17 protein-coding genes and 1 tRNA gene are annotated in these 19,660 nt (G+C 61.5%); 9 read left to right on the forward strand and 9 right to left on the reverse strand.

Going from position 1 to position 19,660, the window contains the following annotated elements:
• Positions 1 to 58 precede the first annotated feature (58 nt).
• Positions 59 to 1,393, forward strand: a complete 1,335-nt coding sequence (locus HX851_RS11960) for an acetamidase/formamidase family protein (RefSeq protein WP_177056415.1) — start codon at positions 59 to 61, stop codon at positions 1,391 to 1,393.
• Between the two features lie 93 nt (positions 1,394 to 1,486).
• Here HX851_RS11960 and HX851_RS11965 read toward each other — a convergent pair whose 3' ends face one another.
• The gene (locus tag HX851_RS11965) at positions 1,487 to 2,437 is read right to left on the reverse strand and encodes a helix-turn-helix domain-containing protein (RefSeq protein ID WP_177056414.1); all 951 of its coding nucleotides are present in this window, start codon (positions 2,435 to 2,437) and stop codon (positions 1,487 to 1,489) included.
• Between the two features lie 272 nt (positions 2,438 to 2,709).
• On the opposite strand from HX851_RS11965, the gene HX851_RS11970 reads away from it, so the two are divergent.
• From HX851_RS11970 to lepB, 3 genes are all read left to right on the forward strand, one after another.
• On the forward strand, positions 2,710 to 4,026 hold the full coding sequence (locus HX851_RS11970) for an ABC transporter substrate-binding protein (RefSeq protein ID WP_177065498.1): 1,317 nt from the start codon (positions 2,710 to 2,712) through the stop codon (positions 4,024 to 4,026).
• Between the two features lie 59 nt (positions 4,027 to 4,085).
• Positions 4,086 to 4,859, forward strand: a complete 774-nt coding sequence (locus tag HX851_RS11975) for an L-iditol 2-dehydrogenase (RefSeq protein ID WP_177056412.1) — start codon at positions 4,086 to 4,088, stop codon at positions 4,857 to 4,859.
• 98 nt (positions 4,860 to 4,957) lie between these two features.
• The gene (gene lepB / locus HX851_RS11980) at positions 4,958 to 5,626 is read left to right on the forward strand and encodes a signal peptidase I (protein WP_177056411.1); all 669 of its coding nucleotides are present in this window, start codon (positions 4,958 to 4,960) and stop codon (positions 5,624 to 5,626) included.
• Positions 5,627 to 5,646: 20 nt separating this feature from the next.
• Here the strand turns inward: lepB and HX851_RS11985 are convergent, their stop codons facing one another.
• Positions 5,647 to 6,543: a LysR substrate-binding domain-containing protein gene (locus tag HX851_RS11985; RefSeq protein WP_177056410.1), complete on the reverse strand. Its 897-nt coding sequence runs from the start codon at positions 6,541 to 6,543 to the stop codon at positions 5,647 to 5,649.
• A 109-nt stretch (positions 6,544 to 6,652) separates the two neighbouring features.
• Between HX851_RS11985 and HX851_RS11990 the strand changes: the two genes are divergently transcribed.
• The 5 genes from HX851_RS11990 (at position 6,653) to HX851_RS12010 (ending at position 13,492) form a co-directional block, all read left to right on the forward strand.
• The gene (locus HX851_RS11990) at positions 6,653 to 7,558 is read left to right on the forward strand and encodes an alpha/beta fold hydrolase (RefSeq protein WP_177065500.1); all 906 of its coding nucleotides are present in this window, start codon (positions 6,653 to 6,655) and stop codon (positions 7,556 to 7,558) included.
• Positions 7,559 to 7,751: 193 nt separating this feature from the next.
• Complete coding sequence (ctpM, locus tag HX851_RS11995) at positions 7,752 to 9,434, forward strand: methyl-accepting chemotaxis protein CtpM (protein WP_177065502.1); 1,683 nt, start codon at positions 7,752 to 7,754, stop codon at positions 9,432 to 9,434.
• Positions 9,435 to 9,596: 162 nt separating this feature from the next.
• On the forward strand, positions 9,597 to 10,340 hold the full coding sequence (locus HX851_RS12000; protein ID WP_177056407.1) for a gluconate 2-dehydrogenase subunit 3 family protein: 744 nt from the start codon (positions 9,597 to 9,599) through the stop codon (positions 10,338 to 10,340).
• 2 nt (positions 10,341 to 10,342) lie between these two features.
• Positions 10,343 to 12,118: a GMC family oxidoreductase gene (locus HX851_RS12005; protein WP_177065504.1), complete on the forward strand. Its 1,776-nt coding sequence runs from the start codon at positions 10,343 to 10,345 to the stop codon at positions 12,116 to 12,118.
• Positions 12,119 to 12,130: 12 nt separating this feature from the next.
• On the forward strand, positions 12,131 to 13,492 hold the full coding sequence (locus tag HX851_RS12010; protein WP_177056405.1) for a cytochrome c: 1,362 nt from the start codon (positions 12,131 to 12,133) through the stop codon (positions 13,490 to 13,492).
• Positions 13,493 to 13,630: 138 nt separating this feature from the next.
• On the opposite strand, the gene HX851_RS12015 is transcribed toward HX851_RS12010, so the two are convergent.
• The 7 genes from HX851_RS12015 to HX851_RS12045 form a co-directional block, all read right to left on the reverse strand.
• Positions 13,631 to 13,706, reverse strand: a tRNA-Asn gene (locus tag HX851_RS12015).
• Between the two features lie 67 nt (positions 13,707 to 13,773).
• Positions 13,774 to 14,433 (reverse strand): glycoside hydrolase family 19 protein, encoded by a 660-nt coding sequence (locus HX851_RS12020; protein WP_177065506.1) that lies wholly within the window; start codon positions 14,431 to 14,433, stop codon positions 13,774 to 13,776.
• Positions 14,434 to 14,491: 58 nt separating this feature from the next.
• On the reverse strand, positions 14,492 to 15,088 hold the full coding sequence (locus HX851_RS12025; RefSeq protein WP_177056403.1) for a phage tail protein: 597 nt from the start codon (positions 15,086 to 15,088) through the stop codon (positions 14,492 to 14,494).
• The gene (locus HX851_RS12030; RefSeq protein WP_177065508.1) at positions 15,075 to 17,861 is read right to left on the reverse strand and encodes a hypothetical protein; all 2,787 of its coding nucleotides are present in this window, start codon (positions 17,859 to 17,861) and stop codon (positions 15,075 to 15,077) included. Before HX851_RS12030 ends, HX851_RS12025 begins: the two co-directional genes overlap by 14 nt.
• A 124-nt stretch (positions 17,862 to 17,985) precedes the next feature.
• Positions 17,986 to 18,327 (reverse strand): hypothetical protein, encoded by a 342-nt coding sequence (locus HX851_RS12035; RefSeq protein ID WP_177056401.1) that lies wholly within the window; start codon positions 18,325 to 18,327, stop codon positions 17,986 to 17,988.
• Positions 18,328 to 18,364: 37 nt separating this feature from the next.
• The gene (locus HX851_RS12040; protein WP_177056400.1) at positions 18,365 to 18,946 is read right to left on the reverse strand and encodes a hypothetical protein; all 582 of its coding nucleotides are present in this window, start codon (positions 18,944 to 18,946) and stop codon (positions 18,365 to 18,367) included.
• Between the two features lie 67 nt (positions 18,947 to 19,013).
• On the reverse strand, positions 19,014 to 19,562 hold the full coding sequence (locus tag HX851_RS12045; protein ID WP_177056399.1) for a hypothetical protein: 549 nt from the start codon (positions 19,560 to 19,562) through the stop codon (positions 19,014 to 19,016).
• Positions 19,563 to 19,660: the final 98 nt, after the last annotated feature.

Below are 19,660 nucleotides of genomic sequence, written 5' to 3' on the forward strand. Positions count from 1 at the left end.
GCCTTTGTCCCACCCCTGGTTGATCCCTCCGTATCCCGTGGAGGCAAGGAGATAGAACATGAACAACACCCTCTCTGATGCAGGCAACGAATCGACGCCGGTAGACCGGTTGTGTGTCGACCGCTACACCCAGGGCCTGATCGGCCCGAGCCAGGCCATGCTCGGCCCGCTGGCCGATGGCGGTACCCTGATTACCGGTACGCCGCCGGGCTGCTGGGGACCGATGATCACACCGGCCTTCCAGGGCGGCCATGAAGTGACGCAGCCGGTGGCGATTGCCGGTGCCGAAGTGGGCGACGCCGTCGCCCTGAAGATCCGTCGCATGCGTGTCACCTCCCTGGCGACATCCTCGGGGGTGATGAGCTTTGTCGAAGGGCGTTATCACGGCGATCCATTTGTTGCCAAGTTCTGCGCGGCCTGCGGTACCGAACATCCGGCCAGCCATGTCGAGGGCATCGGCGAGGACGCCATCCGTTGCGACAACTGCGGTGCGGAAGTCAGCGCATTTCGCTTCAGCCATGGCTACGTGATCGTGCTGGATGCGGAGAACCAGGTCAGCCTCACCGTCAACCAGGCGGTGGCCGACCGGTTGGCGGGCAATGCCGGGCAGATGTCGGCGTTGCCGGAAATGGCGGCACAGCATTCGATCCTGTCACTGGCCCGGGCCGACATTCCGGGACTGGCGGCACATATGCGGCCGTTTCTCGGCAATATCGGCACCACACCGTCGCGGGACCTGCCGGACTCGCACAACTGCGCGGACTTCGGCCAGTACCTGGTGGGCGCGCCGCATCGTTATGGCATGACCCATGAGCAACTGCACGAGGCCAAGACCGACGGCCATATGGACACCAACTCGGTCCGCGAAGGCTGCGTGCTGATCTGTCCGGTGAAAGTGCCGGGGGCCGGTGTGTACATGGGGGATATGCATGCGCAGCAGGGCAATGGCGAAATCGCCGGGCATGCCACCGATGTCTCTGGCGAAACCGAACTGACGGTGGAGGTGATCAAGGGGCTGGCGATCGATGGTCCGATCCTGTTGCAGAACCTCGATGATCTGCCACCCATGGCCCGGCCGATGAATGCCGAGCAGCGCCGCAAGGTCCGTGAGCTGGGGGCCTTGTGGGGCCAGCACGAAGTCGAGGAGAGCGGTCCGATCACCTTTATCGGTAGTGGCGTGAACCTCAATGTGGCGACGGAGAACGGCTTGCGTCGTGCCGCCGCGGCCACCGGCCTGCCCTACGACGAAGTGCTCAACCGTGCCACGCTCAACGGCTCCATCGACATCAGCCGCCTGCCCGGCACCATACGGGTGACTTTCCTGTGTCCGTTACCGGTACTCGACCGGATGGGTATCGGCCATCTGGTGCGGGAAAAATATCAGTTGGTCTAGACCGCTATCACGCAAGGCTCCCTGCAAGTCTGGATAGACGTTTATATCCCCGGCCCCGATCATGCTCTTCGATCGGGGCCGTTTTTTATGTGCTCAATGCCGCTGGCCCGACAGCATGGACGGGTAGGCGCCGTTGTGCCGGAACAGAGTCATGGCCGCGCTGCGTCGATAGTCGCTGGGCGTCTGGTTCATCTCGAAGCGAAAGTGCCGATTGAAGTTGGACAGGTTGCCGTAGCCGACTTCAAAACAGATATCGGCCACCGACATCTCGCTCTGCAGCAACAGCCGGCAGGCACGCTGCACCCGCAGTTTGCGCATCAGGTCGATAAAGCCATGCCCGGTGATGCGCTTGAAAAAACGTGAAAAACCCGGTTCGCTCATGCCCAGGCGCTGGGCTATCACCGACAGCCGCAGGTCGCCGGTCAGTTCCGTCAGCAGGTAATCGAAGGCCTTGTGAATGCGTTCGGAACTGCGTGCATCCAGGCTCGGGGCATAACAGACGCTGGCCAGCAGATGCACCTCCGGCTCTGGCGCCTGCATCAGCGTATTGACCAGTTGCAGGAACAGGATCAGCCGCTCCAGACCCTCGGCGCGGCCAATTTCTTCCATCAACCGCGCCGCCTGCAGTGCGGTCGCGCCGGTGAATTCCAGGCCGCGGCGGGCGCGCTCGAACAGGCTCTGCAAGCTGCCCAGTTCCGGCAAGGTGGCACGCAGGGCGAGCAGGGCGGCGCCGTCGAATTGCACAACGACATCGCGCCCGACCAGGTGCTCGCCGGGCGTCAGGTCGCCGATCCAGTCGTGGGGCAGATCGGGGCCGATCAGCGCGACATGGCCGGGACCGAACGCACCGATGTAGTCACCCGCCACCAGCTTGCCGCTGCCATGGCGGATCAGGTGCAGCTCGAATTCGGGGTGATGGTTCCAGCGGGCAAGCGGTGAGGGGTAGTCGTGTTCATGCCAGCGAAAGCCGTGGTCGGGTTGCGGCAGGATGACCTCCAGCTCGGCTGGTCGTTGCTCGAACAGGGCTGTTCGACTGTCAGCCATGGCGTGTGCCTCTTGTTGTTATGCAGCCCTTGAACATACGCCGTCTCAGCCGGGGTTCGCTAGCGTCTGTTGCAACCATGACCGGTACTTTTTTGATCGCTGGGGGCTTCGCCCTGGCCGGTTAAAAAAGTATCGGAAGGGCATCCCCGATTCGTTTGTCCGCCCCGGTGGAAGTTGCTGTAATCGGCGCGTCCGTCACGGCTGGCCGGCGTTCGTCCGACCGTGGTCAACAACAAAAATAATAGCGCCTGGCGCCCAGGCCGGAGAACCCGATGAAGTTGATCGCCACAGCCCTTGCCCTGTCCGTCGGCCTCTCTGCCGCCTGGGCCTGCCAGGCCGCCGAAACCGTGACCATCGCCACCGTCAACAACGGTGACATGATCCGCATGCAACGTTTGTCCAAAGTCTTCGAGCAACAGCACCCCGAGGTGAAGCTGAACTGGGTGGTGCTGGAAGAAAATGTTCTGCGCCAGCGCCTGACCACCGATATCGCTACCCAGGGCGGCCAGTTCGACGTCTTGACCATCGGCACCTACGAAACCCCGCTGTGGGGCGCAAAGCACTGGCTGGAACCGATGACCGGCTTGCCCGCCGATTATGACGTCGAGGATATCTTTCCCTCGGTACGCCAGGGCCTGTCGGTCGGCGGCACGCTGTATGCCTTGCCGTTCTATGGCGAAAGCACGGTCACCTATTACCGCACCGACCTGTTCAAGCAGGCCGGACTGAGCATGCCCGAGCACCCGACCTGGACCCGGCTCGGCGAATTTGCCGCCAAACTCAACCAGCCGGACAAGGAGCAGTACGGCATGTGCCTGCGGGGCAAGGCCGGCTGGGGCGAGAACATGGCGCTGCTGAGCACCATGGCCAATGCCTTTGGCGCACGCTGGTTCAACGAACAGTGGCAACCGCAACTGACCAGTCCGGAATGGACCGCCGCCGCCAATTTCTACGTCAATACCCTGAAGAAATATGGCCCTCCGGGTGTGTCGAGCAATGGCTTCAACGAAACCCTGGCACTGTTCAACAGTGGCAAGTGTGCGTTGTGGGTCGATGCCAGCGTCGCCGGCTCCTTCACCACCGACAAGTCGCAGAGCAAGGTGGCCGACGATGTCGGCTTTGTCGCGGCGCCGACGCAAGCGACCGACAAAGGCTCGTCATGGCTGTACGCCTGGTCGCTGGCGATCCCGACCACCTCGCGACACAAGGAGGCGGCCAAGGCCTTCGTCGCGTGGGCGACTTCCAGACAGTATATCCAACTGGTCACCGACACCGATGGCATCACCAACGTGCCGCCGGGCACCCGCCTGTCCACCTACAACGATGCCTACCTGAAGGCCGCGCCGTTTGCCAGGGTGACCCTGCAGATGATGCAGCACGCCGATCCGGCGCATCCTTCCGCGCAGCCGGTGCCGTATGTGGGCATCCAGTACGTGACCATTCCCGAGTTCCAGGCCATCGGCACTTCGGTCGGCAAGTCGTTCTCGGCGGCGCTGACCGGACAGGTGACGGTCGAGCAGGCCCTGGCCGAAGCCCAGGCCAATACCGAGCGTGAAATGAAGCGTGCGGGTTACCCGAAAAAAGGTTGATCGCCGGCGCCCGTTGTCGGGCGCATTCCCCCCAATCTGACGTAATGGATGAACTCTCAATGAAACGACTGGAAGGCAAGAGTGCCCTGGTGACCGGTGCTGCCCGTGGTATCGGGCGCGCGTTTGCCCAGGCCTACATCGGCGAAGGTGCCACCGTGGCGATCGCCGATATCGACCTGGCGCGTGCCCGGGCCACGGCCGCCGAACTGGGACCGAACGCTTATGCGGTGAAGATGGACGTGACCGACCAGGCCTCCATCGATGGCGCCATCGCGACGGTGGTCGGGCATGCCGGCAAGCTGGATATCCTGATCAACAATGCCGCGTTGTTCGACCTGGCGCCGATCACCGAGATCACCCGGGACAGTTATGAGCGGCTGTTCTCGATCAACGTCGCCGGCACCCTGTTCACCTTGCAGGCGGCGGCCCGGCAGATGATCAGCCAGGGACACGGCGGCAAGATCATCAATATGGCCAGCCAGGCCGGGCGACGCGGCGAAGCGCTGGTGGCGGTGTATTGCGCCACCAAGGCGGCGGTGATCAGCCTGACGCAATCGGCGGGGCTGAACCTGATCAGCCACCGGATCAATGTCAATGCCATCGCTCCCGGCGTGGTCGACGGCGAGCACTGGGACGGTGTCGATGCCCTGTTCGCCCGGCATGAAGGGCGGCCGTTGGGGGAAAAGAAACGGCTCGTGGCGCAGGAAGTGCCTTATGGCCGCATGGGCACCGCCGAGGACCTGACCGGCATGGCGATCTTCCTTGCCAGTGCCGAGAGCGACTTCGTCGTGGCGCAAACCTATAACGTCGACGGTGGCAACTGGATGAGCTGATCATGAAAACTCGCTGATCGGCGTAGAAGGGGCTTGGCTCGGCCTGAGGCACGGTGCTACAAGAATCGCTGAAAACGTTATCCCTTTCTGAGGTCGATATGAAGCGCTGGATCGTCAATAACCGTGGGCTGCTGATCTTTCTCCTGTGCTTCGGCATCTTCCGGACTTCCATGGCGGACTGGAACCCGATTCCGTCGGGCTCGATGCGGCCAACCCTGCTTGAAGGCGATGTGGTGCTGGTCAATCGGCTGGCCTATGACTTCAAGTTGCCGTTGAGCGATATCTCCCTGGCAGCCCTGGGCACTCCACAGCGTGGCGATGTCGTGACCTTCACCTCGCCCAAGGATGGCGTGCGCCTGATCAAGCGGCTGGTCGGGGTGCCGGGCGACGTGCTGGAAATGCGCAACGAGGTACTGTTCGTCAACGGCGTGGCGGCCCACTACAGTGACGCCCGCGATATCGCCGAGCCGGGCGCCCACGAGACGAGCATTCCCGGGGTGTCCGTGACCGAGGCCGCCGACAGCAGCGTGCGCCGGGTGCAGTTTCTGCGTGGGGTTGCCGCCGCGCGGGATTTCGGGCCGATCACCGTACCGGCGGACAGCTACTTCATGTTGGGCGACAACCGCGACAACAGTGCCGACTCGCGCTACATCGGCTTCGTGCCACGCCACCTGCTGATCGGCCGGGCCCATCACATCGTGGTTTCGGCCGATATCCTCGGGCACTGGATGCCGCGCCTGGATCGCACCGGCAAGCGTATTCTCTGATGTCGGCGTGCGGCCGGCGTCTATTGATCGATGAAGCGGCGACGCCTGCCGATCTCCTGTACTGACTCGATCAGTGCATTGATGGCCGTATCGGAACGGTCGGAAAAGGCATGGAAGCGGGCCTTCGCCAGGGCTGGAAGTCCCTCGGCCGGGCCCAGTTCCCTGAGCCCTTCGCGCAGTTGGCTGCGGGCAATCGGGGTCACGGCGAAACCTGCCAGTGCCGCGGCAATGCAACCGGCCATGCTGCTGCTTTCAAATGCCAGGCGCCACGGCGTTGCCGCCAGGGCCAGCGCCTGGATGGCCGCCTCGCGGTAGACGCAAGGTTCCGGAAAGACGGCCAGGGGCAGGGGGACTGCGCTGTCCAGCGGCATTTTCGCCGCGTAGGCCCATACCAGCGGTTCCTCCCACAACAACTCGCCGCCTTCGTCCACCCGGCTGCACTGCTTGCCGAACACCACGTCGAGCTGGCCGAGTTGGCGCTGTTGCACCAGATCGGCGGTGATGCCGACCTTCAACTCGATGGAGGCCCGCGGATGGCTGCGGTTGAAGGATTGCAGAACGGCAGCCAGCCAGGTGCCGGCAAAGTCTTCCGAGGAGCCGACCCTGATACGTCCTTGAATGTGTGCTCCTCGCAACTTTGCCCGTACCTCGCGTTCCAGGCTGAGGATATTGCGCGCATAGGTGTAGAGGATCTCGCCCTCGGCGGTCAGGGACAGGCGGCGGGTGGTGCGCGACAGCAGCTTCACCGCGACATCGTCTTCCAGGCGCTTGATATGCCCACTCACCGCCGACGGTGTCAGCGCCAGCAGGTCGGCGGCCGAGGCGAAGCTGTTGGTGTCGACCACCGTGAGAAAGGTGCGCAGCAAGGCAATGTCGAGGGAGGCGGAAATGGCGGCGAGGGAGTGGTCTGCGTTCATTTCTGATTCAACTTGAAAAATTGATAATAGGCCTTTACTCATCATGAATGATTCGTAGCAGCGGCGGTAGTCTTTCTCCCAGACAACCGCCAAGCCCGCAGGAATTGCCATGAACCATTCATTTGTCACTACACCGTTGCTGGACATCGCCTATCTGGAGTGGAACCCCGCTGGCGCCCGGGTTGCCGTGCTGGTCCATGGCTGGCCCGACAGCCCCGAGACTTGGACACGCACCGCCAGCCATCTGGCCGAAGCCGGCTACAGGGTGCTGGCGCCGGCGCTCCGGGGTTTTGCGCCGACGTGCTTTCGCCATGAAGACACCCCGCGCAGTGGTGCACTGGCGGCGCTGGGCATGGATCTGCTGGATTTCATCGATGCCATGGCGCTCGATCGCCCCGTGCTGGTCGGGCATGACTGGGGCGCCAGGGCCGTGGCCAATGCCTGTGGGCTTCGGCCTGGCGTGGCCGCGGGCCTGGTGATGCTCTCGGTCGGTTACGGTACCAACGATCCGAACCAGGTCATTTCCCTGCCGCAGGCGCGCAATTACTGGTACCACTGGTTCATGGCGACACCTCGCGGTCAGCAGGTCGTCGAGAGCGAACGCAATGCCTTTGCCCGGATGATGTGGGACACCTGGTCGCCCGCCGGCTGGTACACGGAGCAGGATTTCCAGACCGCCTGCCGCGCCTTCGCGGGACCGGACTGGGCGGCGGTGGTACTGCATTCCTACCGGCATCGCTGGGGTTTTGTCGAAGGCGACCCGGCATCCCTTGCCGAAGAAGCGAAACTCAATCCGCCACCGGTATTGTCGATACCCACGCTGGTGCTGCACGGTGGCGCGGACAGCTGCAATCACCCGGACAGTTCCAAGGGCCGCGAGAGCTACTTCTCGGCGCGTTACGAGCGCGTACTGATCGAAGGGGCGGGGCACTTTCCCCAGCGTGAAGCGCCGGAGATTGTCGCGTATGAGATCCTGAGGTTTCTCAAGACCGGTATTCAGGAGCTGCCGGTATAGAGAATACGTGCGAGGTCCTGCTTGCGGCGATAGCGCCCTGCCGTGCGGTATGAAGAAGCGGCGCTGACCATTTCTTCATACGCAGAACGCGTCGATTAATTTTTGACGTCAAAATGCCATCATTTTTTATCAAGATATTTCTAACTGGGTCGATACGCTGAAAAACCACACTGACCTGGAGGACATATCGTTCATGAAGCTTACAGTCAAAGGCAAGTTGCTGTGTCTGGCTATCATCCCCTCGTTGTTGTTCGCATTGATTATCAGCGGTCTTGCTTCGTGGATGTTGCAGCGCACTGCCGATCAGCAAATGCTCGAAACCCGGGAGGGTTTGATCAAGCGCAATCGTGACGTGCTGAAGAACTATGTCGAGGTGGCCCTGACCACCATCAAGCCGCTGCACGATGCCTCGGCAAAGGGCGATATGGCGGCCCGCGACAAGGCCCTCGAATTGCTCAAACCGGTAAAGTTCGGGGATGAGGGCTATTTCTTCGGTTACGACACCAAAGGCGTGCGGGTCTTCCGTGGCGACAGCACCGCGGGGGTCGGCAAGAGCTTCTGGGACACCAAGGATCCGGACGGTTCCTTCCACTACCAGACCTTTGTCGAAGTGGCTAAGAACGGCAAGCACTACGTCGATTACTTCGCGCCAAAACCGGGCCAGGAAAGTGTGCAGGTACCCAAGCTCGGCTACACCATATACCTGGAAAAATGGGACATGGTGCTCGGCAGCGCAATCAATATGGATGACATCGACGCTGCCATGGCGCTGGAGCAAGCAGCGGTCACTGAGCGCACCCGCGCCCTGCTGGGCAGCATCTTCCTGGTGACCCTGGTGCTGTTGCTGGTAACCGCAACGGCCGGTATCTGGACCGCCAATGGTGTTGTCCGCCCGCTGCGGGTGCTCAAGACCAACCTGGATGACATTGCCGCCGGTGACGGCGACCTGACCCATCGCCTGGCGATCACCAGCAACGATGAACTGGGTGATCTCGCCGCCTCGTTCAACCGGTTCGTCGACAAGATCCACACCATGGTCAGCCAGGTGGCGAAGATGACTACCGACCTCGACGGTCTGGTGCATCAGGCGACCCAGCAAACCTTGCGCTCTGAACAAGCGATGCAGCGCCAGCGCAACGAGACTGATCAGGTCGCCACTGCAATCCACGAAATGTCGGCGGCAGCCCAGGAAGTTGCGGTCAGTGCCCAGCGTGCTGCCCAGGCTGCAGCGGAGACCGACGAGCAAGGCCATGTCGCGCGCAAGGTAGTGGGCGACAACATCAAGGGGATGAGCGCACTGGTATCGGATATTCGCCTGAGCGGTACCAGCCTCGACAGCCTGCAACAGGACGTGCGGTCCATTGTCTCGGTGCTCGACGTGATTCGCTCGATTGCCGACCAGACCAACCTGCTGGCACTCAACGCCGCGATTGAAGCCGCGCGTGCCGGTGAAGCCGGTCGTGGTTTTGCGGTGGTCGCCGATGAAGTTCGCGCACTCGCCAGCCGCACGCAACAAAGCACTCAAGAGATCCAGGGCATGATCACGCGCCTGGAAGCGGGTACTACGGCCTCGGTCGCCGCGATGCATCGTTCGACCGAAGCCGGTGAGGGTGCGAACCAGCAGACCAACGAAGTGGGGGTTTCGCTGGATTCGATCTCGGACCTGATCGGCACGATCAACGCGATGAACGCGCAGATTGCCAGCGCCGCCGAAGAGCAGACCTCGGTCGCCGAAGAGATCAACCGCAGCGTGCATCAGATTGCCGGCGCGGTGGAAAGCCTGGCCGACGAAACCGAGCAAAGCGCGCGCACCATGCGTGATGTGTCTTCGCTGGGCGCCAACCTGAACGGCCTGGTACGCCAATTCAAGATCTGAACCCGTGCGCCATTGCCTTGAAACAGGTGGCGCTAGCCGTTTTAGTTAGGGGTTATTTGTTAGCTTGATAATAATTAGGTAGCAATCAATTTTCTGTTTTCGATGGCAAATCATAAGAAAAACCAATGTACACCCGTGTTTAGACTCAGGAGTGAGTAACCGATGTCCGAGAACGATACCTCCCCAGGGCGTCGCGACTTTCTACGTAAGTCGTTGACGATGATCCCTGTTGTCACACTGGCCAGTACCGGCCTTTCCGCCGGCGCCTTCGCGCAGACCCCGGCAAGCGACAGCCAGGCCGGTATGCCAGCACCCGCCAAGGCCGCTGATTACAAGCCGACGTTCTTTACCCCGCAGGAGTGGGCATTCCTGATTGCAGCCTGCGACCGCCTGATTCCGTCCGATCAGGTCGGCCCGGGCGCCGTCGAACTTGGCGTACCGGAGTTTCTCGACCGGCACATGCAGACGCCCTACGCCAACGGCGGCATCTGGTACATGCAGGGGCCGTTCATTGAAGCGGCGCCGGAGTTTGGCTACCAGGGCCGCCTCACGTTGCGCGAAACCCTGCGGGTCGGGATCAAGGCCATTGACGCCAGTTGCCAGAAAAACTTCGCCGGCAAGACGTTCGCCCAGCTCTCGACCGCCCAGCAGGAAGACCTGTTGAAGAACGCCGAGAGCGGCAAGCTGGCGCTGGAAGACATTTCCTCGAAGCTGTTTTTCAGCAACCTGCTCAACGAAGTGCGCAACGGCTATTTCGCCGACCCTTCCTACGGCGGCAATCAAAACATGGGTGCGTGGAAGATGATCGGTTATCCCGGCATGCGCGCCGATTACATGGACTGGGTAACGGTGCGTGACAGGCCGTACCCGTTGCCGCCGGTTGATCTGGCCGGGCGGAGGGGTTGAGCATGGCGAACATCAAAGCCAAAGTAGATGCCGTAATCGTGGGGATGGGCTGGACCGGGGCGATCCTGGCCAAGGAACTCACCGATGCAGGACTGCACGTGGTGGTGCTTGAGCGCGGCGCCGACCGTGACACGCAGCCTGATTTCGCTTACCCGAAAGTGGTCGACGAGCTTGAAGGTTCGGTACATCGCCGCTACCTGCAAAGCCTGTCCCAGGAAACCGTCACCGCACGGCACAACCTGACCTCCACGGCTGTGCCGTACCGGCAGATGGGCTCATTCAAGCCGGGCACCGGTGTCGGCGGGGCGGGCAGCCACTGGTCCGGCTGCCACTTCCGCGCCCTGCCGGAAGATTTCAAATTGCGCAGCAATACCGAACAGCGCTATGGCGCCCAATTCATTCCCGACGACATGACCATCCAGGATTTCCCGGTCAGTTACGAAGACCTCGAACCGCACTTCGATCATTTCGAATACGTGTGTGGCACGTCCGGCAAGGCCGGTGTGATCCAGGGCGCGAAACAGGTGGGCGGCAACCCGTTCGAAGGGTCGCGCTCGCGTGAATTCCCGTTGGGCCCGAACCCGAATTACCTCGGTGCAGAGATGTTTTACGGTGCAGCCCGCGAGATGGGTTGGGACCCGTACCCGATCCCCGCGTCCAACGCGTCGGCACCTTACGTCAACCCGTACGGCTGCCAGATGGGCCCATGCAACGCCTGCGGTTTCTGCAGTGATTACGGTTGCCTGAACTACTCCAAAGCCAGCCCGAACATCAGCATCTTGCCGGTGCTGCGCCAGCGCAAGAACTTTGAACTGCGCACTCATGCGCAAGTGCTCAAGGTCAATCTCGACAGCGATGGCAAGAAGGCCACTGGTGTGACGTACCTGGATGCCCAGGGCCGCGAAGTGGAGCAACAGGCCGACCTGGTGCTGCTCTGCGCGTTTTCGTTGTTCAACGTGCATTTGATGCTGCTCTCGGGGATCGGCAAACCCTACGATCCACTGAGCGGCGAAGGCACCATCGGGCGCAATTATTCCTACCAGAACCTCAACCGGGTGGTGCTGTTTTTTGGCAAGGAAGTGCAGGCCAACCAGTTCATCGGGATCGGTGGCGCGGGCACCACCATGGATAACCTCAACGGTAACCAGCTGGACAATGCCAAGGCCGGTTTCGTCGGCGGTGGGATTATCTGGGCACGCCAGCCGGGCGCCGGTCCGGTGCGTGGGATCAACGTACCGCCGGGCACGCCCGCCTGGGGCACGCAGTGGAAACAGGCGGCCAGCGATGCGTTCCGTCACTCGTTCTACTTCGAAGTGCAGGGCGCCTGCATGTCGTACCGCCAGCACTACCTGAGCCTGGATCCGACCTATAAGGACGGTTTCGGCCGGCCGCTGCTACGGATGAACTTCGACTGGCACGACAACGAGATCAAGGCCTCGCAGTTCCTGGTCGGCAAGGCGTTGGAGATGTCGAAGATTCTCAACCCGACCGCCATGGCCGGCGACGCCAAGAAACCGGGCGAGCACTACAACATCACCAAGTACCAGAGCACCCACACCTGCGGTGGCGCGATCATGGGCAGCGACCCGAAAACCTCGGCATTGAACCGCTACTTGCAGTCGTGGGACGTGCATAACGTGTTCGCCATCGGCGCCAACGCGTTCCCGCAAAACAACGGCTACAACCCGACCGGAATGGTCGGCGCGCTGGCGTACTGGTCTGCCACGGCGATTCGCGAGCAGTACCTCAAAAACCCCGGCCCGCTGGTTCAGGCATAAGGAGAGAGAGCGATGAAAAGGTTTCTCTTGAGCCTGGTTGGATTGGCCGTGGCAGTTTTGGTTGTGTTGTTGATGTTCGCGTTCTGGCCGACACACACCCGCGCATTGCAAATGGCACCTGAAGCCGGACAGGCCGCGTTGATCGAGAAGGGGCGCTACCTGGCCGACGCAGGCGATTGCACGGCATGCCACACCGCCAGAGGGGGGCAACCGTTCGCCGGTGGCCTGCCGATTGCCTCGCCAATCGGCACGCTCTACAGCAGCAACATTACGCCCGACAAAACCACGGGTATCGGCGGTTATTCGCTGGAGGATTTTGACCGCGCGGTTCGTCATGGTATCGCGGCCGATGGCAGCAGCCTGTACCCCGCCATGCCGTACCCGGCGTATGCCAAGGTCAACGACGATGACCTGCAGGCGCTCTACGCCTATTTCATGCATGGCGTCACGCCGGTCAATGCCGGGAACCGCGCCAACGCGGTGCCGTGGCCATTGTCCATGCGCTGGCCGCTGGCGATCTGGCGCAAGGTGTTTGCGCCCGACCCCCATGCGGTGGCATTCAAGGCCGATGGCTACAAGGACGCCGAGGTGGCACGCGGTGCGTATCTGGTCCAGGGCCTGGGCCACTGTGGCAGCTGCCACACACCACGTGCGGTGACCTTGCAGGAGAAGGCGCTGGATGAGTCCAGTCCGGTCTACTTGTCTGGCGGGCCGGTGATCGATGGCTGGCTGGCGGTGAACTTGCGCGGTAATCCGGCGGACGGCCTGGGCCGTTGGAGCCTCGACGATATCGTCGCGACCCTGCGCAGCGCCCGCAGTGAAACCCATGCGGTACTGGGTGGTGCAATGGGCGATGTGGTGGTTCACAGCACCCAGAACCTTAACGATGGCGACCTGCATGCGATGGCGGCGTACCTGAAAACGCTGTCTGCCGGCGAGCGTCAGGTATCGGGTTTCAGCGCCGACCCGGCCACCGCCAAAGCCTTGGCTGCAGGCCTGGAGGGCAGTCGTGGTGCCGAGCTGTACATCGACAACTGCGCGGTCTGCCACCGTACCAACGGCCAAGGCGACGCGCGGGTATTCCCGAAAATCGCCGGTAACTCGTCGGTGCTGTCGGAAGATCCGGTGTCGATGATTCGCCTGGTGCTGGCGGGCAGTAAATTGCCGGCCACCGCTACTGCGCCTTCTGAGCTGGGGATGCCGGGTTTTGCCTGGCGCCTGTCGGATGAAGAAGTGGCACAACTGCTGAGCTTCATCCGCACCAGTTGGGGCAACCAGGCGCCGACTGTCAGCGCGACACAGGTCAAGCAACTGCGGGATACGTTGCCGAAGTCTTCACCCGACGTTTCGCGCACGGATATCGCCAGGCCATAGGCGGTGCGATAGTTGAAGAGGGTGGGCTGACGTGCAAGGCGTCAGCCCTCCTGGTGTTGCCAAAACGAAAAAACCCGCCAGAAGGCGGGTTTTTTCGGTGGTCTCAGAGATTTTGGAAGCCTTCTCTGGAACCTTGTCTGGCTCCACGACCTGGACTCGAACCAGGGACCCAATGATTAACAGTCATTTGCTCTACCAACTGAGCTATCGCGGAATGAGTTGTATGTTACTGATATAAAAAGAGAAGTCAAGCCTGGACAGCAAGACGGTTCAATGGCGACCTATCGCTGGTCAGGTGCCGTGTTATCGGCGTCCTCGAGCTGGACAGGTACTTTCAGCACTTGCAGGGCGGTGTGGTAAAGCGCCAGTCGTTGGTTCGCGCCGTTCGAACCGCCGTTTATTTTTTGGGTTATTTCCTCAAAATTCCCCTTGTCCGCCAGGTCATTGAGGTTATGGTGTTTCCAGAACCATCCGGCCGACAACGCGGCTCCCGATGGCTCGGCCAGCAGGCCAGGGTTGTCGATCAGGCCCAGTTCGAGTTCTGCATCGCACTCGCGATAGTTATCGTGGAAGGTCAGTTGAATCAGGCCGCGTCCCCGGTATTTCCAGCCATCTCCCGTGTCGGCGGGACCGTTACCGTAGCGGGAGGCGTAGGCGATGTTGGCGATCAAGTCGGGTTTGTACGCGCATTCATCGGCTGTCTTGCAATCGAAACGATTTTTCCAGAGTTGCACCAGCTGGGCTGCGCTGTAGTCGAGATTTTCGCTCAATACGCGTAACTGCTCGCTTTCATAACCTACCTGAGCGAGAAAGGCGGCGATACGCAGCGGGCTGTCGATTGCGTACCTCTGCATGGCCTCATTGAGAGGGTCGATGAACAGGGTGGCTGCATCGTCCGATTTCGGCAGGATTGCCCGTAATACTTCTAGAGTGATGGTCATCCCTGTTTCCTCTGAGCGTTATGTCTGCACGATGTTGTGTGGGGGCGGTTGGTTTTGCTCAACCGCGATGGTGGATGCGATACCGATAACGAATGATGTGGTTGAGATAAAGATTGACCGGACGCGTTTCCTTGGCCGCGCGTGGCGTGTCGTAGTCCGGACTGCTGTCCTCGACAATGTCGGCGGTGGTTTTGGGGGCCGGGTCGAGGATCCAGCCTGGCGGACCTTCCCCGGCTGCCGGCGGGCCTTCCTGGATCAGGGCCGTGTAGTGGTGTTCGTGCCCCTGGAAGGCATCGGCTTGCAAGGAGCCGACCCGATTGCCGACCGCCCCCTTTCCATCGGTGCTCGATGCCTTGCGCGAGTCCTTGTCGGGATCCGTCGAACTGTCGGCGCTGACGCCGCGGATGAAGCGACCGCGCAGGTCTGGCAGATTGAAGTGATTGGGACTCTGGCAGCCATATGCCTGGCCGATCACGCCAAACAACTCCGGATAGTCCTGGCAGTTTAACGAAGCTCCATCACAGAACAGCCAGCCGGCGCGGGCAAGGTTGGTCCTGATCTGATCCAGATTGACGTCTTTCGCGGCGTCTGAACTGGCCAGGGGACCTGCATAGGGGACAACTGCTCCCACCGGGAAACAATCATTCATGTCCATGGGGGATTGCCTGTGCCGGTTCTTGAGAGGGGGTCAGCAGTGCCGGCAGTTGCGCCCCTTGCTGCAAGTACAGCAGCGAGGTCGGTAGCCGTACGGTCCAATGCCGACGGGGGCGCGCGAAGTGGTCGGGCTCTGATCCCAGTAGCTCTTCCAGCAAAAAGAGCGTGCCTTCGGTGGCGGGCGTGCCGTGGATATCGCCGATCCAGGGCTGGGGGAATTGCAGGGCAAACAGCAATCGTGCCTCGTGCCCCGGAGCGACCGGTACCCGTGCAGTGGCGACGCTGGCCTGCAGGAAGCGCGTGAACAGTTTTTCGGCGGTGGACGCGGTGATGGCAAGAGCGCCCGCCGGATCCTCTGCGATGATCTGCGCTTCATAATGCCAACCCATTTCAGTCCAGCGCAGTTGTGCCGCCAGGTACCCGGTGTCGGTAGCCGGGGCGGGTGCCAGCAATGCCAGGCAGCCCTGCATCAGGGTTGTACGCTGTATTTCAGTGGTATGCCCGGCGCTGGCGCTGGCGATCTGTCGGGCCAGTGCGGCCTGGTAGTCATCCTGGGCCCGTTGCCAGGCCTGCTGCAGGCGTTCGTAGGTGCGCACTTGCCAGGACACCAGCAATGGGTCGCCATTTGTGGTGTCGCGCTTGCAGTTCACTTCGAGCGTCACGCCCCAGACGGTGGCGGCCGACATGGCTGTCACGGGAATAGCCCCGATGAGGCCTGCAACATGCTGCAGTTCCACGTTGCTGACCTGCGAGACCGGCATCGGCACAGGCGTGATCACCACATTGCCCACGCTGGTGGAACTGCTGGTGGCCGGTGTGACGACGGTCAGTGCCGCGGCTGTGCTCGTTGTGCCGGGAATGCTCTCGACCTGGCCGGCAACGGCACAGGTCAGGTTGTTTTGATTGTCCATGAGCGCAAGGGTCATCTGCCCGTCAACGCCCAGATACCCCTTGGGAACGCTCAGGACGCTCAGGTCACCCACCAGCATCTGGTTGACCGTGACGACCACTCGGCGCGTGTCCGCCGGCGGCGGGGCCATGTCGCTGAGCCCGTATTGTGCCCCGAGGGCCTGGTAGTTGCTCGGCAGGACGTCGCTGTAACTATCGATCGCAGGCGTTGAGTCGGCCAGGGACAGGGGCTCGGACAGGGGCGGGGAACAGGACTGCAGCACTTGCTCGGTCCAGCTCTGGGCGGGCTCCTTGATCTTGAACTCCAGCACCAGGCGCCGGCCGATATCCGCCAGGTGCACTTGCATCAATTTGTCCACCCAGTGATAGATGCCAACTAGACGCTGGTTGCCGGAATTGTCGATCAGGCTGCTCCGGCGGCGCTCGCAGGCTTGCTGCCAGACGTGCCCACGATGCCGGGTTACGCGATCGCCGATATGCCGGGCGGCCTTTTCGGTCAGTTGCTGTATCCGTTGCGAGCGGTCCTGCTCCGTCCAGGAAGCGCCGGCATTGGCGCCTGTCCAACTGCCGCTGAGGTACTCATTGAGGTTTTCATAGCTCGGTGAGACATCGCTCAGGTTGCGTGCAACTCCTTCGCTGGCCATGACTTCCTGAAGGGCATTGGTGAGGTCGCTGCTGGCGGATGTCTGCTGGCTCTGGTCACGTACGCTTTGCCGCTCGGTGTCGTTGTCGTCGTGCTCCTGGCGATAGCTGCGCAACTGTTCCTGATGTTCCTGGCGCTCATGGGGCATGACGTTGACGATATCGGCCAGTTCCCCCGGGCCATAACCCAGCAGGCACTGATGCGCGCGCTTCAGCGTGGCCGGGCCCAGTATGCTCCACGCGTTGTCGGTCGCGGGGGCCGCAAGGGCCAGGTCGGTGGTGGTGACGGCGTCGGGCAGTGCGGTGATTGCCGACAATACCAGTGTCCGTGTCCCTGGGGCTTCGAGGCGGGGATCGCACTGCTCCAGGCGGTCGAGGAAATGTCCTACACGTAATATATCGATCAATTGTGCGGCGAGACCGGCCTGTTGGGTTGTACCTGTCAGGGCCAGGACAAACAGGCTTTGCCAGACGCTGGCCTGACTGCTGGTCCAGTCCGCGCTGGCGAGGAAATGATCGACTTCTTCACCCAGCAGGAGCTCGGTCTGTTTCCAGATATCGGGCAATGACTGTTCGCCGGGGAGTGTCGCCAGCAACTCCAGGCGTAGTGCCGGGAAACGGTTGATAGGGGCCGGCAGGGTCGAGATGTCACTGACGAAACCGCTGAACGCCAGGGCGGCGGCCTGTTTTTCGGCGGCGCTGGTGCACTGGCTCAGGCTGGTATAGAGCGGCAGGCTCTCAGGTGACTTGAGGCGGATGAAGCGCAGTTGCATGTCCGCGCGTTCACCCGGCGTGAGTGGATGCAGCCAGATGAAAGGCGGCAGGTCCATGGCCTCGTGAGGCATTTCGGTGAATGACTGCCCGTCTTCGTCAATGAACCCGTCAGACCGGGCGTCCAGTAGCCAGCCACCAATGGCGGTGTTGAGAAACTTGTCATGGCTCAGCGGCAGGTTGCTTATCAGGTGCGCTTCCCTGGGGTCGATATCCAGCGTCAGCGTGACTTCTATGTTGCCTATCTTTTTTTCCACCCAGCGCTCCGGGTGAGCCGGGGTTCCGAGCTGGAAGGCGTATGCTTCGTTGATGTTGCGGTAGAGGATCTGACCACTGACGGAGGTCTTGTCAGCGCCCACGATCCAGGAGATTTCCAGCTCGATTCCGCCGCGTGCGACGATTTTCCATGGGGACTGCCGGTGCGCCATCTCCACCGCTTCGTTGTTGCTCATGCCGTGCTCCTGCAATAAGTCCTGAACAGCGGCTTGGGCCAGTTGTCCTGACTCCGAAGGCATGGAGGGCGTCTGGCGCCGCGCATGAAACCGCTGGCCGGGGTGGGCTGTCCTTTTGAGGCGGTCAGTTGTCCTGAGGCGGATTGGCGTCGCCGGCCTTGGCATCGTCGCCTTGGGTAACCTGTGTCAGCCTGTACGTGGCCTCGTCCGCCACTGCCGAGCACAAAAGCGTTGCGTTGGCGGAGGTCGGGCTCAGTCCGGGTGTCAGGATGCTGACCTTGGTTTTGTTCGACGTGACGATGGCGTACGCGCGCCATCCGCTACTGTCCGGTTCGGTCGGGTGAGTCGCCTGGCCACCGGGTGGTAGCGTCAGCATGGTCAATTGATCCTTGTCGTCGGCTATCAGGTAGGTCACCTGGGCATCCGTGGTGTCGGCGGTGAGTGTCAGTTTTGTCGGGTCGGCCATATAGTTCATTCCTGTCAGAAGGCGTAGGTGCTGGGCATCATCGGCGATGCCTGCGGACTATCAGGTTGATGGTGGGGCTGGTATTGCCCTGGTGTGTCCGGGTATCGATCAGAAGATCGCTGTACCACTGGTTGATCGGTACACGGGCCGTGGTGACACCGTTGACGAGTGCCGCGACTTCCATGCCCGTTGCGGCCAGCAGAGTGCTACGAGTGCTCGGCAGCTCGAATGTCCTGGCGAAAGGACTGCGCAGGAAGCGCACTTCAAACCGCACATTGCCCGCACACTGGTTGTACAGCTCGATACCTTCGGCGGTGCTCGCCGCTTCGTCGTCGAGACTGAACTGGTAGCTGTCCCCCCGGGCTTGCATCTTGGCGACCAGACGTCCCGGTTTTGCCGGCGGACGCGCGGGGGCCATATGGGTCACGCAAGTGTTTTCATCGGTGAAATAGGCTCGGATATCGATGCCACTGCCCTCGGGGTCGGGAATCGACAGGCCGGCACCGGCACTGAGCCAGGCGTCCCAGATCAGGCAATTTTCCTGGTAGAACCTGAGCTGCACGGCACAAAGACTGCGATTGAGAACCCTGAGAGCGGACGTCCGAGCGTGTAGATTCACGGGAATTATCCTGGGGGCAAGGCAGCCATAAGGGCGATGTGCCATTATGGCTGCTTCTGGTGCCTGCTTAGCCGGTGATGGTCAGCGAGTAATAGTCGCGCTCAAGGATCGAACCGTTGGTGATGGCGGTGACGGTGGCTTTAGGGCTGGAAGTCACCAGCGTCTCGGTGGTGACACCGTTGATCACGGCGTAGATGTAGAACGTATTGCTGATGTCCAGGGTCTGGTTCTGACCGCTGTCGTTCACCACGATGTTCTGCAGCGGCTTGCCATCTTTGAGGATGGTGAAGGTTACCGGGTTGATGCAGGTTTTCTGGAAGCTCAGCTGGTTGGAGACGTTGCTTGGGAATTCAACCACATCGAACTCATAGGTGCCCTGAGCCTTGACCTGCAGGACTTGCGCCAGGAAGCCCATGCTGCCTGACACGTCCAGTGGTGCGGAGGTGTAGGTGTTGCCTTCGATCAGGGTGGTGGCGGTGATCTGGTAGGTGTCGCCCACTGGAACGGTTTGCATGGCGTTCGGTTGGATGGCCGGCAGGTTGGAAATGATCTGCTGACCTTTCTTGACGACGTACTGGGCATCGAACTGGGTCTGGTTGAGCAAGGTAATAGTCATGAACAGCTCCTGGGTGTGGGTTTGGCCTTCGCCCGAATGGGGTTGGGTGGCCTGTGCAACGTGTCGGTTTCCGGTTCCAACACATGTGAAAACCGGGT

This window comes from Pseudomonas gingeri (assembly GCF_013385635.1).
GTDB lineage: Bacteria > Pseudomonadota > Gammaproteobacteria > Pseudomonadales > Pseudomonadaceae > Aquipseudomonas > Aquipseudomonas gingeri_A.